The sequence below is a fragment of the Flexivirga sp. G2 genome, assembly GCF_055397625.1.
In genome coordinates this window covers 1,335,720-1,349,932 of record NZ_AP039675.1, presented here as the reverse complement: position 1 = coordinate 1,349,932, position 14,213 = coordinate 1,335,720, and the positions used below count along the sequence as shown (strand labels likewise).

At 68.1% G+C, this 14,213-nt stretch carries 15 protein-coding genes; 10 read left to right on the top strand and 5 right to left on the bottom strand.

What is annotated here, in order from left to right; genetic code table 11:
* The gene (locus ACZ50J_RS06615; protein ID WP_464300473.1) at window positions 1-639 is read right to left on the bottom strand and encodes a nitroreductase/quinone reductase family protein; all 639 of its coding nucleotides are present in this window, start codon (window positions 637-639) and stop codon (window positions 1-3) included.
* A 38-nt stretch (window positions 640-677) separates the two neighbouring features.
* On the opposite strand from ACZ50J_RS06615, the gene ACZ50J_RS06610 reads away from it, so the two are divergent.
* Window positions 678-1,277, top strand: coding sequence for a TetR/AcrR family transcriptional regulator (locus ACZ50J_RS06610; RefSeq protein ID WP_464300472.1), 600 nt, complete (start codon window positions 678-680; stop codon window positions 1,275-1,277).
* A 70-nt stretch (window positions 1,278-1,347) separates the two neighbouring features.
* Here the strand turns inward: ACZ50J_RS06610 and malQ are convergent, their stop codons facing one another.
* Window positions 1,348-3,474, bottom strand: a complete 2,127-nt coding sequence (gene malQ, locus ACZ50J_RS06605; protein WP_464300471.1) for a 4-alpha-glucanotransferase — start codon at window positions 3,472-3,474, stop codon at window positions 1,348-1,350.
* 60 nt (window positions 3,475-3,534) lie between these two features.
* On the opposite strand from malQ, the gene ACZ50J_RS06600 reads away from it, so the two are divergent.
* From ACZ50J_RS06600 to ACZ50J_RS06580, 5 genes are all read left to right on the top strand, one after another.
* Window positions 3,535-4,440 carry a mechanosensitive ion channel family protein gene (locus ACZ50J_RS06600; protein WP_464300470.1) on the top strand — a complete coding sequence of 302 codons (906 nt, stop codon included), beginning with the start codon at window positions 3,535-3,537 and terminating at the stop codon, window positions 4,438-4,440.
* Between the two features lie 12 nt (window positions 4,441-4,452).
* Window positions 4,453-4,827 carry a globin gene (locus tag ACZ50J_RS06595; protein WP_464300469.1) on the top strand — a complete coding sequence of 125 codons (375 nt, stop codon included), beginning with the start codon at window positions 4,453-4,455 and terminating at the stop codon, window positions 4,825-4,827.
* A 50-nt stretch (window positions 4,828-4,877) separates the two neighbouring features.
* A complete protein-coding gene (locus tag ACZ50J_RS06590; RefSeq protein ID WP_464300468.1) occupies window positions 4,878-5,387 on the top strand; it encodes a SigE family RNA polymerase sigma factor in 510 nt (169 codons plus the stop codon).
* Window positions 5,384-6,451: a hypothetical protein gene (locus tag ACZ50J_RS06585; protein ID WP_464300467.1), complete on the top strand. Its 1,068-nt coding sequence runs from the start codon at window positions 5,384-5,386 to the stop codon at window positions 6,449-6,451. Before ACZ50J_RS06590 ends, ACZ50J_RS06585 begins: the two co-directional genes overlap by 4 nt.
* A gap of 61 nt (window positions 6,452-6,512) precedes the next feature.
* The gene (locus ACZ50J_RS06580; RefSeq protein WP_464300466.1) at window positions 6,513-8,237 is read left to right on the top strand and encodes a glycoside hydrolase family 13 protein; all 1,725 of its coding nucleotides are present in this window, start codon (window positions 6,513-6,515) and stop codon (window positions 8,235-8,237) included.
* A gap of 65 nt (window positions 8,238-8,302) precedes the next feature.
* Here the strand turns inward: ACZ50J_RS06580 and ACZ50J_RS06575 are convergent, their stop codons facing one another.
* On the bottom strand, window positions 8,303-8,935 hold the full coding sequence (locus ACZ50J_RS06575) for a DUF8185 domain-containing protein (RefSeq protein ID WP_464300465.1): 633 nt from the start codon (window positions 8,933-8,935) through the stop codon (window positions 8,303-8,305).
* Entirely contained in the window at window positions 8,932-9,402 is a 471-nt protein-coding gene (locus ACZ50J_RS06570; protein WP_464300464.1) for an acyl-CoA thioesterase, read from the bottom strand. Before ACZ50J_RS06570 ends, ACZ50J_RS06575 begins: the two co-directional genes overlap by 4 nt.
* 37 nt (window positions 9,403-9,439) lie before the next feature.
* Here ACZ50J_RS06570 and ACZ50J_RS06565 point away from each other — a divergent pair, with 37 nt between their 5' ends.
* Window positions 9,440-10,393, top strand: a complete 954-nt coding sequence (locus tag ACZ50J_RS06565) for an acyl-CoA thioesterase (protein WP_464300463.1) — start codon at window positions 9,440-9,442, stop codon at window positions 10,391-10,393.
* Window positions 10,394-10,397: 4 nt separating this feature from the next.
* Window positions 10,398-11,195, top strand: a complete 798-nt coding sequence (locus tag ACZ50J_RS06560) for a class I SAM-dependent methyltransferase (RefSeq protein ID WP_464300462.1) — start codon at window positions 10,398-10,400, stop codon at window positions 11,193-11,195.
* Here ACZ50J_RS06560 and ACZ50J_RS06555 read toward each other — a convergent pair.
* Entirely contained in the window at window positions 11,182-12,111 is a 930-nt protein-coding gene (locus ACZ50J_RS06555) for an NADP-dependent oxidoreductase (RefSeq protein ID WP_464300461.1), read from the bottom strand. The two genes, ACZ50J_RS06560 and ACZ50J_RS06555, sit on opposite strands and share 14 nt — an antisense overlap.
* A gap of 144 nt (window positions 12,112-12,255) precedes the next feature.
* On the opposite strand from ACZ50J_RS06555, the gene ACZ50J_RS06550 reads away from it, so the two are divergent.
* Together ACZ50J_RS06550 and ACZ50J_RS06545 are read left to right on the top strand one after the other, a co-directional pair.
* Window positions 12,256-13,563, top strand: a complete 1,308-nt coding sequence (locus ACZ50J_RS06550) for a YncE family protein (RefSeq protein WP_464300460.1) — start codon at window positions 12,256-12,258, stop codon at window positions 13,561-13,563.
* A gap of 27 nt (window positions 13,564-13,590) precedes the next feature.
* Window positions 13,591-14,190 carry a GNAT family N-acetyltransferase gene (locus tag ACZ50J_RS06545; protein ID WP_464300459.1) on the top strand — a complete coding sequence of 200 codons (600 nt, stop codon included), beginning with the start codon at window positions 13,591-13,593 and terminating at the stop codon, window positions 14,188-14,190.
* Window positions 14,191-14,213: the final 23 nt, after the last annotated feature.

Genomic DNA, 14,213 nt, shown 5'->3' with positions numbered 1-14,213 from the left:
TCAGGAGGCCGGTACACGGCGGCGCGTCGCATTCTGCGGCGCGCCGCCGCTCTGTCGCTCACCGAGATCGACACGCACCACCAGCAATTCGCTCCCCAGGACCTGTACCTGTATGGCGTTGAACGCGCGCAGCGGGTGCCACGCCGACAGCCGCCGCTGCACGGCGACCGGATCCAGATCGGGCCGCAGCGTGGCAACACCGTCGACCCACCGGAACCGCAGGCCGACCCGCATCCGGATCCGGACCTGCGGATCGCGCACGATGTTTTGCACATAACCGGCACGCCTGCCGTGCTCCGCGACGATCCAGAAGGTGCCACCCTGTCTCCCGTTGCCGACGGGCGTCCGGCGTGCTTTGCCGGACCGACGTCCGGTCGTCTCCAGCAGGGCATAACCCAACGGCATCACGCCGAGATGCAGCAGCAGGCGTACCGGCGGATTGACGATCCATCGCTGGGCGAATCGCACCACCGCAGCCTTGCCGCCCGGAAACGCAAGGGTGAGAGCAAGATTCACCGGCAGCACGACCGCGTAGACCCACGCCGTCGTCGTACCGCTCCAGCCGAGCCGCACCTGAGCGAGCTGGATGGCCAACAACACGACCGAGGCGATCCCCATCGCGCTTACTCGTCGAACCATACGCTTGTATTGTTCCATACGTTTGTATGGTAGACAGCATGAGCGATTCGTCAAGAGCGTCGTCCCCTGCCGCTACCCATCTGATGGAGACGGTGTGCTCGATCATCGCGACAGAGGGACTCGACGCGGCGACGGTGCGCGAGGTCGCGTCCGCCGCAGGAGTCTCGATCGGCGCTGTCCAACATCACTTCCGCAGCAAGGACGAGATGCTCGCCGCTGCGTTCCGGCACGTCGTGGACGTGACCGAGCGGCGCATCTCCGAGGTCCAGCTCGGCACCGACATACGCCGCAACCTCGCGGCCATCCTGCGCGAGTTACTCCCCCTGGACGAGCCGCGTCTGCACGAGGCGAAGGTGTATGTCGCGTTCGCGGCCCGCGCGGCGACGTCGCCGGACCTCGCCGAGATCCAACGCCGCACCCTCGATCGGGTGAGCGCCGAACTCGCCGAGGCGTTCCGGGCCGCGGCCGAGCGGTCCGATATGACCATCACGACGGCCGTGGCCCGCAAGGAGGCGGAACTCCTGCTCGCCGTCACCGACGGCCTCACGTTCGACGCGGTGACACGCGGGCAGCAGCCCGACGCGAGGCGGCTGGGCGCGCTGCTGGACACCTACCTCCAGCACGCGCTGGACGAATAGCCCGCTGCTGCCGACAAACTCGCTACTGTCGCCAGTTACTCGCCGCTGACGCTGTCGAACCGGAGGTCGCTCAGCGGTCGCCGCGACGGGTCACCGCACGGATCAACCGCTTTGCGCGGCGGGACACCATCAGGTCGTCCAGCGTGGTCGGCTTCCGGTCCGGCCCGCTCATCGGCAGCCGCCAGTTGGGGTACTCCTCGTCGGTGCCCGGCTGGTTGATGGTGCGGACGTCGCCGGCGAGATCGTTGACCGAGACACCGAGCAACTTGCTGGGCGACCAGGTCAGAAATTTGTGCAGCGCGTCGACCTGGTCGTCGACCGATGTGCCGGCGCGCAGCAGCCCTCGTGAGCGCAGCTCGTCCAGCACCGCGTCACGCTGCTCCCGGTCCACCTCTTGCTCCTCCTGCAACGGGCGGGTCAACAGCCCCAACTCGTGGCGCACGTTGATGTGCTCGCCCTGCAGGTAGCCCGCCGTCGGCGGCAGGTCGTGAGTGGTGACGCTGGCGAGGGCGAGACTGCGGTAGGTCTCCGGCGGACGCGGCTTGCCGTCGTCGGTGCGCTCGAACCACAGCACCGACGTGCCGAGCACGCCGCGGTCGGACAGATAGTCGCGGACCCAATCCTCAGTGGTACCAAGGTCTTCGCCGATGACAACCGCCCCCGCGCGGTGTGCTTCCAGTGCGAGGATCCCGACCATCGCCTCGTGGTCGTAGCGCACGTAGGTCCCCTCGAGCGGCTTCTTGCCCTCCGGCACCCACCACAGCCGGAACAGCCCGAGGATGTGGTCGACACGCAGGCCGCCCGCCATACGCAGGCTGGTGCGCAGCAGGTCGCGATAGGCCTGGTAGCCGGTCTCCGCGAGTCGATCCGGCCGCCACGGCGGCTGACTCCAGCCCTGTCCGAGCTGGTTGTAGTCGTCCGGCGGAGCGCCGACCTCGATGCCCTTCGCAAGGACGTCACCGAGCGCCCAGGAGTCGGCTCCCCGTGCGTGCACGCCGACGGCAAGGTCGTGTATGACGCCGAGCGACATTCCGGCAGAACGCAATTCGCGCTGCGCGTCGACGAACTGCGACTGCACGACCCACTGCATCCAGCAGTAGAAGTCGACGTCCTCGGACAGCCGGTCGCGCTCCTTGGCGACCGCTTCGCTGCGCGGATCGTGCAGCTCGGCCGGCCAACTCGGCCACTCGGTCCCCCGGTCGGCGGCGATCGCACACCAGGTGGCGAAGTCGATGAGTGGCTGACCCTCGCGCTCGATGAAGCTCTCGAGGTCGCGACGCCGGCGGTGGGTGCTCTCGGTGCGGAAGATCATCCGCAGCGCGGCCTGTTTCGACTGCCAACTGCCGTCGCGGTCCAGGTGTTCCAGCGCGTTGAGTCGGCGTGCGTCGTCGCTGTGCCACTCGACGAGCTGGTGCTGGGCCGCGGACAGATAGCCGAGCTCGGCGACCTCCTCGACGCGGATGTAGAGCGGGTTGACGAAGCGCCGCGTCGTCGGCAGGTATGGCGAGGGCTCCATCGGGGCAACCGGCTCGGCCGCATGGATCGGATTGACCAGGACGAAGTCGGCACCCTGCCGCACTGCCCAGGTCCCGAGCTCGGCCAGATCGGCGACATCGCCGAGGCCCCACGAGCGCTCGGAGCGCACCGAGTAGAGCTGCGCGGTCAGACCCCACGCGCGGTCGTGCGCCAACGCCTCGGGCAGCTCCAGCCGCTCCGGGGTGACGATGATCGTGGACGCGGCGTCGCTCCCGGCGCCATACGTGACGTGCAGCTGGTGGTAGCCGAGCGGCAGGTCACCCGGCAGCTCGACGGTCACCTCGCTGGTCGGCAACCCGTCGATCTCCCGCGTCTCAGCAGGCCGATCGATCGGCTGCAGATCGCGAATCGTGCCGTCTTCCAATGTGATTCGTGCCTCAACCGAATCACCGTCGGGCACGTGGACCGGCACCCACGGCGTCCAGCTCTCCCGCATGACGATGACCGGCGGCAGGACGCGGCGCCACGGCTCGAGTTCCTTGTCGGCGAGCGACTGCTCGGCCGCGGCGTCATCCGTGGCGTCGACGTCGATCGCGGCCAGCACGGCACGGATGGTGTCGGCGCCGACGGTGACGTGTTTGCCACGCCAGTCCCAGTATTCGGTCGCGACGCCGTGAGCGCGGGCGAGACGAGCGAGTGCTTCGGAGGGGGCTTCGGGCATGGGAGCAGTCTGTCAGAGGCGGTTTGCCAGACCATGGCGGCAGGCCGTAATGATGGGCCCATGCCACTGCGATTTGCTGCCACCGACAAACAGTCGACCGTTGACTGGGCCGTGGGCGCGCCGTTGATGATCCTCTGCATCATCATCGGCGCCATCGTGCTGCGCTGGCTCGTCGTCCGCGCCATCGATCGCGCGGTGCGCGCGATGGAGAACCGCCAGACGCCGGAGCGCTCGAGCCGGGCCGGGCGAGCGTTGCGGCAGGCCACGGGTCTGGACTCGCAACGACGTCAGCAGCGTGCGGCGACGATGGGGTCGATCCTGCGTTCGGTCGCCACGATCCTCATCTTCGGGATCACCGCGCTGACCGTGATGGCGCGGCTCGGTGTCCCCCTGGCGCCGCTGCTCGCCTCCGCCGGGGTGGGTGGTGTCGCACTCGGCTTCGGTGCACAGAGCCTGGTGAAGGACTTCCTGTCCGGCATCTTCATGATCATGGAGGACCAGTACGGCGTGGGTGACGTCATCGACACCGGTGAGGCCATCGGCACGGTCGAGGAGGTGACCCTGCGCGTCACGCGCCTGCGGGATGCACAGGGAGTCGTCTGGTATGTCCGCAACGGCGAGATTCTGCGCATCGGCAACAAGTCGCAGGGCTACGCGACCACCTTCGTCGACATCCCGATCGGCATCGACCAGCCCACCGAGAAGGCGTTGCAGGTACTGCGCCGGGTCGCCGCCGAGGTCGACGACGAATCTCCTTGGAAGGAGAAGCTGTTGGAGGAGCCGGTCGTCGCCGGCGTCGAATCCATGGCCAACGGCGCTGTCACGCTACGGATCATCGCCACCTGCGTGCCGAACGAGCAGTACGGCGTGGCACGGGAGATCCGCGAGCGCGCCAAGATGGCCTTCGACGAGGCCGGGATCCGCGGGCCACAGCTGCCGCCATACGGGCCCACGATCGGGACCTGAGAGGATCGGCCGGTGAGTTTTTACGACGAGGTCGGCGGGCACGAGACCTTCCAGCGACTGGTGCACGAGTTCTATCTCGGCGTGGCCAAGGACGAACCGCTGCGCGCGCTGTATCCCAAGGAGGACCTCGGCCCGGCCGAGGACCGACTGCGGCTCTTCCTCGAGCAGTACTGGGGCGGGCCCACGACATACAGCGAACAGCGCGGCCACCCGCGGCTGCGGATGCGCCACGTCCCGTATGCCGTCACCCCCGACCAGCGCGACCGCTGGCTGCTGCACATGATGAACGCCGTCGACACGCTCGGACTCGACGCCACGCACGACGCGATGCTGCGCGACTACCTGACCCGCGCCGCCTACTCGATGGTGAACCGCTGGGAGGAGTGAGTCTCGGTGTCGTGACAACCGACTCGCCCCTTCACCTGCTCTGACAGAACATGATCAGGGGAATCCGACGGGAGCCGCCAGGCTTCACCGAGTTCGTGACGGCTCGGGGGCCGTCACTCGTGCGGACGGCCATGCTGCTGACCCACGACCACGCGGCGGCCGAGGATCTGGTGCAGACCGCGCTGGCGAAGGCGTGGCCGAAGTGGGAGCACACCGAGCAGCCCGAGGCATACGTACGCAAGATCATCGTGCACGAGTTCGCCCGTGGTTGGCGCCGCAAGTGGCGCGGCGAGGTACCGACCGGCGAACTGCCGGAACAACATCAGCCCGACAGCAGCGCCACCGTCGCCGCACGCGCGGACATCGTGCGCGCTCTCGCCGAGCTGCCACCGAAACAACGGGCGGTCGTCGTGCTGCGCTATTTCCACGACTACTCCGAAGCCGACATCGCCGAGGCCCTGGGCATCAGCCCGGGCACGGTGAAATCCCACGCGTCGCGAGCCCTCGCCGCCCTGCGCGTCAGCACCGACATCTCGGATCAGGCCGGGAGGCAGTCATGACCTATACGACAGACGAGTTGCGCGACGCTCTCCACACGTATGCCGAGGAAATCCCCCACCCCGATCCGGCCCGCCTATTGGCAGGGGCGCATCGCAAGCGCGAGCACGGCAAGCGGGTTCGCACCGCAGTCATCGCCGGCGTCGCAGCGGCCGTCATGGCCATCGTGGCCGTGATCGGCGTGCAGTCGATCGGGCACGACAAGGCGTTGACGCCGGCGCAGTTGAACAAGAAGTTCCACACGCACTACGCGGCGTACACGCGCGGGTTGAAACTCACCGACATCGTCGAAGTGCCAGTGCGGAAGGTCGCTGACCCCAACAACGCGTCACCGGCCACGAATGCGGTGAGCGTCAACCTGCCGAAGGTCGGATCGACTGTGTACGTCGTGTGCGACAGTTCGGCGATCCTCGGTAAGGGCGGAGATAACAACACCGCCGATTACATCGATATACAACTTCGCGGAACGGGCAACCTGTTCGCGTCGTGCGGCTCCGGCGGTTCCCTCCTGGGACCCGCCAAGTCCGGCGAGAACCACAAGGCATGGATTGTCACCGACGCGACCCCAGCAATCTCAAGGGCGCCGATCGCCATCTACACCCAGATTGCTTGGGATGACTACCCGATGAAGACACGGACGCTCAACCCGAAGCCGCAGTCGCTGAGCCCGTCCCAGGATGGAGAGCACGACGCGCACTTCTCAGGGACCGGCGATACGCCCACCAGTAAGACCGTCCATGTGCCGGCGTCGATGGCCCGTGGCGCTACCTTCATGGTCGCGCCGAGCAGCACCGGACGTTTCCAGGTCCTGGTCAATGGAAAGGTCCAACGGCTCGACTACTCAGGACTCCCAGCCAGCATGGGCGGGCCGTACGCATGGTTGCCGCCTGGCCGGGATCCCGAAGTCCGTGGCACTTGGTTCGACTACTGGCCGGACAGCGGGAATGGGGCCACGGGAGACGCCAGTCTTGCCGGCCCGAAGCCGGGCAGCTCGGCCACGATTACGATCCGCGCCGTAGGAACGACCGGTCCGTGGAAGGCAATGCTCGCTTGGAACAAGAAATAGCGGCCAGGCCGCGGACGCGCAGGATGTGCATTCGCCATACCGAATCGGCACACTGGATCGGGTGACCCGCTCGACTGACACCCTTGTGCACGCAGCCCACCCCGACGGCGAGTGGTGGCGCAGCGCGGTGATCTACCAGATCTACCCGCGCTCCTGGGCGGACGCCGACGGCAACGGCATCGGTGACCTGCCGGGCATCACCGCCCGACTCCCCTACCTGCGGTCGCTCGGGGTCGGCGCGGTCTGGCTGTCGCCCTTCTACACCTCACCCCAGGCCGATGCCGGGTACGACGTCGCCGACTACCGCAACGTGGACCGGCTCTTCGGCGCGCTGCCGGATGCCGACGAGCTGATCCGAGTCGCGCACGACAACGACCTGCGGGTCATCGTCGACCTCGTGCCGAACCACACCTCCGACGAGCACGCCTGGTTCCGAGCCGCACTCGCCGCGGCACCGGGCTCCCCCGAACGCGCGCGCTACATCTTCCGCGACGGGACGGGCGCCGACGGCGAGCTGCCGCCGAACAACTGGCAGAGCGTCTTCGGTGGCGCCGCGTGGACCCGGGTGGCCGAGCCGGACGGGACGCCGGGCCAGTGGTACCTGCACCTCTTCGACCGCAAGCAGCCCGACCTCGACTGGGAAAACCCTGTCGTACGAAGCGAGTTCGAGGACATCCTGCGCTTCTGGCTGGATCGCGGCGTGGACGGCTTCCGGGTGGACGTCGCGCACGGACTGGTCAAGGCCACCGGCCTGCCCGACTGGAGCGGCCCGATGAACATGCTCGACATGACCGAGGATCAGACACCGCCCCCGATGTGGGACCAGGACGGTGTGCACGAGATCTACCGGGCGTGGCGCAAGATCCTCGACTCCTACCCCGGTCAGCGTGCGATGTGCGCCGAGGCATGGGTCGAGCCGGCCGAACGCGCGGCGCGCTATGTGCGCGACGACGAGTTCCAGCAGGCCTTCAACTTCGACTTCCTGGTCACCCCCTGGCGGGCGAAGGACCTGACCGACGCGATCGCCCGTTCCTATGCCGCGAACGACGAGGTCGGTGCCCCCACCACCTGGGTGCTGTCCAACCATGACGTCGTGCGGCACGCGACCCGGCTCGCGCTGCCGGTCGGGAAGCCGCGCCCGAACGGCATCTTCGCGACCGACCCGCAGCCGGACGCCGCACTGGGACTGCGCCGGGCACGCGCCGCCACCACCTTGATGCTGGCGCTGCCAGGTGGGGCCTACGTCTACTACGGCGAAGAACTCGGACTCCCGGAGCACACCACGCTGCCGGACGAGGTACGGCAGGACCCGACCTACGCGCGCACGGGGCACAAGGAGGCGGGCCGCGACGGCTGCCGGATCCCGATGCCGTGGGAAAAGGACTCTCCGTCCTACGGATTCGGACCGAGTGACGACACTTGGCTCCCGCAGCCCGAGTCGTATGGCGATCTGGCCGTCGACCAGCAGGACGGTGTCGCCGGCTCCACGCTGGAGCTCTACCGCGAGCTGCTGCGGCTGCGCCGGGAGCTGGGTCTCGGCGAGGGCTCGGCGACCCAGCTCGACCTCGGCCCGGATGTGGTCGCATACGACATCAGCAGCGTTGACACCACGGTGCGGGTGATCCTCAACCTCGGCGACAGCCCCTTCGAATTGCCTGCGGGCAGTGAGGTTCTCGTCGCCAGCTCCCCCGCACTCGGTGGCCGAGGAGCGAGGAACGAGCGTCTCGAGGTCCCGACGGACACGGCCGTCTGGCTGACAATGCGGGTCGAGCGACGTCCTGAGTAGCCCGCGAGGGACGAGCGGGCGTATCGAAGGGTAGGGCGAGCCGCCAGGCGAGGCCGTATCGAGACCTAACGCACCAACACGTGACCCGCCGGCGTGGTGAGCCGGTGCCAGCGGCCGGCGGCATACACCTGCGCGGTGTCGCCGACCAAGAAGCCCAGCGTGTATGACGCGAAGGCGACCGCAGCCGGCAGTCCGTCGATGCCACCGGAGGTGGCGATCGACCGGCCCCACACCCGACGGCGCAAACCGTCGACCGCGGCAGCTCCGGAGCCCTCCGGTGCACCGGCTGTGATCTCGGCAATCCCTTGTGCGGCAGCGTCTTTCAGAGTCTGAGCGGCGATCTCGCCAACCGGTACCCAGCCACCCTGCGGTGGCGACACCGAGGCCCACCCGGCGCGCACCTCGGTGGGTGGCACCGGCAACTCCGTGTCGTTGCCCGCGCGGGCGAAGCGATCGCTGAGCCCCGCCAGCGGCACCACGACGTCCAGCTGCGCCGGCTGCGCCAGCGGGACGGTCCGCAGCCCGAGAGTGGTACCGGCGCCGGTCAGACCCTGCCCGCCGAGGACGCCGACCCAGACCGCGAGCACCCCACCCACAGCTTGCAACCGGACCGCACCGTCGGAGTCCAGCTGCCGCGCACGGCCGACATACGTCACGAGATCGGCACGCGTCTCGGCGTCGGCGAGGTGCAGGATCACGCGTGCCCCTTGGGCCGGCGCTTCATCTGCACCGGCGGACCGACATGTGCCTCGAGCAGCGGCCGGTGCTCGGCGGCGATGCGCACCGGTCGCTGCGTCGCCATGTCGAAGACGACCTGGGTCGTCTCGCCCACGGCATACACCTCGGCATCCCGCTCCCGCGAGGAACGCACCTCGTAACTCGTGTCGAACGATGCGCCGGCCAGCTGGGACACCCAGATCGCGACCACGATGGGTTCCTTGCGCCAGTGCAGTTGGCGCAGGTAGTCGATCTCCGCGCGAGCGATCAGCAGCGGCGGCCGGCCGTCGGGACCGGTCTCGACCGACTCGAACCACTGCGCGAACGCGATCACGCGTGCCTCCTCCAGCAGGCGGAGGAACTGCACGTTGTTGACATGGCCGAGGGCGTCCATGTCGGACCAGCGCAACGGAACGTCGACGTAATAGGGGCGGGGGCGGGCAGGCATGCCGTCATGGTCCCAGGTCGATCGTTACGCTCACCGGGTGACCTCCGACGATTCGACCACCCCGTTGCCACCCGTCGACGACCTGCTCGACGTGCTCGACCTGCGCTCCGTGGGCGAAGCGCGCTCCAATTCGGTCATCACCGCGCCGGACGGTGCACCGGAGATGGACCTCAGCGAGCGCACCCTGCAGCTCTTCTCCGGGCGCAGCCAGGAAACGCCGCACGGCCGTGCCTTCGGCGGGCAGGTGCTGGCACAGAGCGTGATCGCCGCCGGGCGCACCGTGGCGAGCGCCGGTTTCGCCACCCGTCCGATCCATTCGTTGCACGCCTACTTCATCCGGCCGGGCGACTCGCAGCACCCGATTGAGTTCGGCGTCGAGAACCTGCGCGACGGCAATTCCTTCTCGGTCCGCCGGGTCTACGCGATGCAGTACGGCAAGACCCTGCTCTCCGGGACGTTGTCCTTCCAGGAACCCGCCGACGGCCTGGACCACCAGGCGGCGATGCCGTCGGTGCCCGACCCGGACCGGGTGCGCACGACGGCCGAGGAACTCGAGGGCATCGACCACCCCGCCGTCGACCACTGGAAGCGGCGCGCGCTCGACGTCCGCACGGTCGAGGGCGCCCTCTACCTGGTGCCCGGGCGACAGCACGCCGCACACCAGAACGTCTGGATGAAGGCCGTCTCGGCGCTGCCCGACGATCCGCTGCTGCACGCGGCCGTCCTCGCCTACGCGTCGGACTACTCGCTGCTGGAGTCGGTGCTGCGCCGGCATGGCCTGGTCTGGGCCGATCGGCGGCTGCGCCCCGCGAGCCTCGACCACGCCATGTGGTTCCACCGGCCGGGCCGCATCGACGACTGGGTCCTCTACGAGCAGGAGTCGCCGTCCGCCTCGGGTGGTCGTGGTCTGGGCCTCGGCAAGATCTTCGCCCTGGACGGCAAGCTGATCTGTTCCGTCGCGCAAGAGGGCATGGTGCGCGTCAAGGAGTAGCACGATGGTTGACCAGCGGGACCTGATCGAGGCGTGGGCCGCCGAGGAACGCGCCCAGCCCGACGGCTGGGACTTCAGTGCCTTCGAGGGCCGGATGTCGGAGTCGCCGGAGCCCTGGGATCTCGCCGCTGTATGGCGTGCCGCGCTGTCCTCCGCCACCCGCGTGCTCGACATGGGCACCGGCGGCGGAGAGTTCCTGTCCCGCTTCGCGGACCTGCTCCCGGGTCGCACGGTCGCTTCGGAAGGCTGGCTCCCCAACATCGGTGTCGCGCGAAATCGCCTGGCGCCATACAACATTGGCGTGGTGGGCGCCGACCCGGACGAGACGGGCAGCCACCTGCCGTTCGCCGACGACAGCTTCGACCTGGTCCTCAATCGCCATGAGGCCTACGACGCGGCGGAGGTATGGCGCACCCTGTCACCCGGCGGCGTCTTCCTCACCCAGCAGGTCGGCGGTGACGAATTCGGTGAGGTACGAACGGCGTTCGGCATGCCACCGAGCGCCCCACACGTCTACTACCGACGCTTCCGGCAGGAGCTGGGCGACGCCGGACTCGATGTCGTCGACGGTGCAGAGACGGTCGGGCACTACGCCTTCGCCGACATCGCGGCGTTGGTCGCCTACGTGCAGCTGGTGCCGTGGGACGTCCCGGAGGACTTCACCGTCGCTCGGTATGCCGACGAGCTGCTCCAACTGCACGACAGCGGTCCGGCGGCCGGCGGCCCCTTCCGGGCAACGCGAAAACGCTTCTGGCTCAAGGCGATCAAACCGGCCATGACCGGAGTCCTCAGGGAACGATGACCACCTTGCCGCGAGTGTGCCCCTCGCGACTGAGATCGAAGGCCGCACCGACTCCGTCGAGGCCGAACGTCCGGGCGATCTCGACGGTCAGCTTCCCTGCATCGGCGAGCTTCGCGAGGGTGACCAGGCCGTCGTGGTCCGGTCGGACCCACAGATAGTCGCCGCCGTTCGCCGTCACCGAGGCATCCGCGATCGATGCGTGCTTGGCACCCTCCGCGAGGACCGCCAGAGTGACATCCTCGACGTCGCCGACGAAGTCGACCACCGCGTCGACACCGTTCGGTGCAAGTCCGCGGACCCGGTCGACGAGCCCGTCGCCATACGTCACCGGCTCGGCGCCCAGCTCGCGCAGGTAGTCGTGATTCCGGTCCGACGCGGTCCCGATGACACGCGCACCGGCCGCGACGGCGATCTGTACGGCGGCGCTACCCACCCCGCCGGCCGCACCATGGATCAGCACCGTCCTGCCGGCGCCGTCCGGTAACATGTCGGTGGCCGTCAGCGCGCGCAGCGCGGTCAGACCGGCCAGCGGCAGGCCACCGGCCTGCTCGAAGTCGAGCGAGGCCGGCTTGTGCGCGACTGCTCCGGCCGGCACCGCGACCAGCTCGGCGAAGGTACCCCCGTGCACCGATTCCTTGCGCGCGTAGGCGTAGACCTCGTCGCCCACGGCGAACTCGGGCGTGTCCGGGCCCACTGCCCGCACGATGCCTGCGACGTCCCAGCCCGGGATCACCGGGAAGACCGCGTCCATCAGACCGTCCAGGTAGCCGGCCATGACCTTCCAGTCCACCGGGTTCACGCCGGCAGCCTTCACCTCGATGAGCACTGCCCCGGGTGCGACCTTCGGGTCCGGCAACTCACCGACCGTCAGGCTCGAATTGTCTTGCGAATAGGACGAATAGCTTGCTGCTCGCATCGCGGACTCTCGGATCGGGAACGACTCTGGTCGAGCCGGAATCCAGTCTAGAACCGGCTCTCCACGACGGAACATCGCCTCCGGGGCGGCTCGCCGACCCCGGATATCCGCGGGTTCGCAGTCTGCTCGCCATACCCTCCTTTCATGGGCGAGCGAACCCACTGGCGTCAGGAGCAGGTCTACGTACGCCGCCGACGTGTCGCACTCGCCGTCGTCGCGCTGGTCGTCGCCGCGCTCGTCACCTCGGTGGTCGCACTCTGGCAGGTCGTCGACCCCGGCCCGGCACAAGCAGTGGACACGACTCAGTTCTCCTCCGCGACAGGGCAGGCCACCGATGCCTCGACGGCGCAGCCCGAGGTGCGGCAGGACGCTCTGTCGGCGGACACCCGCTTGCGCCGGATCGACCGCTTCACCGGGGGCATCACACCGAAGTCGGTCGACGCGAGCGGACAGGGCCTGGTGCTCGCCAACAACATGATCTACAGCCACTCGATCACCATCTACGACAGCAGGACGCACCAACTGCTCCAACGGGTCCCGGACTCGATCGACCTGTCAAAGTTCGGTTTCCCGGAGCATCAGGGCGTCGCAAAGGGTGGTCCGGTCGAGGCCGCGTGGACCAAGGACGCGAAGTACGCCTACGTCTCCAACTACGTGATGTCCGGCCCGGGATTCAAGGGTTTCGCGACCGACGAGTGCTCGCCGAAGAGCGGCTTCGACAACGGATTCGTCTACCGCTACAACGTCGCGAAGAAGACCTGGGACCAAGCCATCGAGGTCGGCGCGGTGCCGAAGTACGTTGCGATCACACCGGATCAGCGCAAAGTCGTGATCAGCAACTGGTGTGACTTCACCATCAGCATCATCGACCGCGCGAGCGCGAAACAGACCAAGGTGATCAAGCTCGCGGCGCAGCCTCGCGGCATCGTGATCATGCCGGACAACAAGACGGCATACGTCGCGGCGATGTACGGCAACAAGGTCTTCCGGGTCGATCTGGACACCGGCGAACACCACGTGATCATGGACGTCAACCGCCCACGGCATCTCGTTCTGTCCCCCGACAGCAAGTCGCTCTACCTCGCCGCCAGCGGCACCAACCGCGTCTACAAGATCTCTACGAGCACGGACAAGGTTGTCTCCCAAGTGGTTTCGGGACCGGAACCACGCAGCATGACCATCTCGCGGGACGGCACCGCGTTGTATGTCGTCAACTACTTCGGCAAATCCGCGAGCAAGATCAGCACCTCGGACATGAAGGTGGTCCAGCACGTGCCGACCGATCCGTCGCCGATCGGGATCACCTACGACGACGCGACGCACCAGGTGTGGGTCGCCTGCTACGGCGGCAGCATGCTCGTCTTCGACGACAGGAAACGTGCGACCGGATCGACGGCGTCGGGCGGCTACGCACCGTCGTCCGATCCGACGGCGACCGCCACCGCGGAGTGACATCGGGGCGTGTGCTGAGATCGACGTATGACGATCCCGCTCCCGCTCACGCCGACCACTCTCACCGGACGCCTGGTCCGGCTGGAGCCGCTGAGCCATGATCAGCACGACGGGCTCGTCGAAGCCGCGTCCGACGGTGAACTGTGGGATCGGTGGTACACCACCGTGCCGCGACCGGAGGACATGCGCGCCGAGATCGACCGCCGCCTCGCCCTGCAGGAGCAGGGCACGATGCAGCCGTTCACGGCCGTGCGGGTCGCGGACAACGTCGTCATCGGTATGACGACCTTCATGGACATCGTCCCGTCGGTGCCGCGGCTGGAGATCGGCTCGACCTGGAACCGTGAGTCGGTGCACGGCACCGGCACGAACGCCGAGAGCAAGCTGCTGCTGATGACGCACGCCTTCGAGGAATGGCGGGTGGAGGCGGTGCGCTTCCGCACGCACAAGATGAACCTGCAGTCCCGCGCCGCCATCGAACGCCTCGGCGCCGAGCTCGAGGGCCTCCTGCGGGCCGACTCGATCGACGCGCAGGGCGTCGTCCGCGACACCGCGCAGTACAGCGTCCTCGCCCGGACCTGGCCGATGGTCAAGACCAACCTGCAGCACCGCCTGCGTCGTCGCTGAGATCCACGCCACGAAGCTCTCCG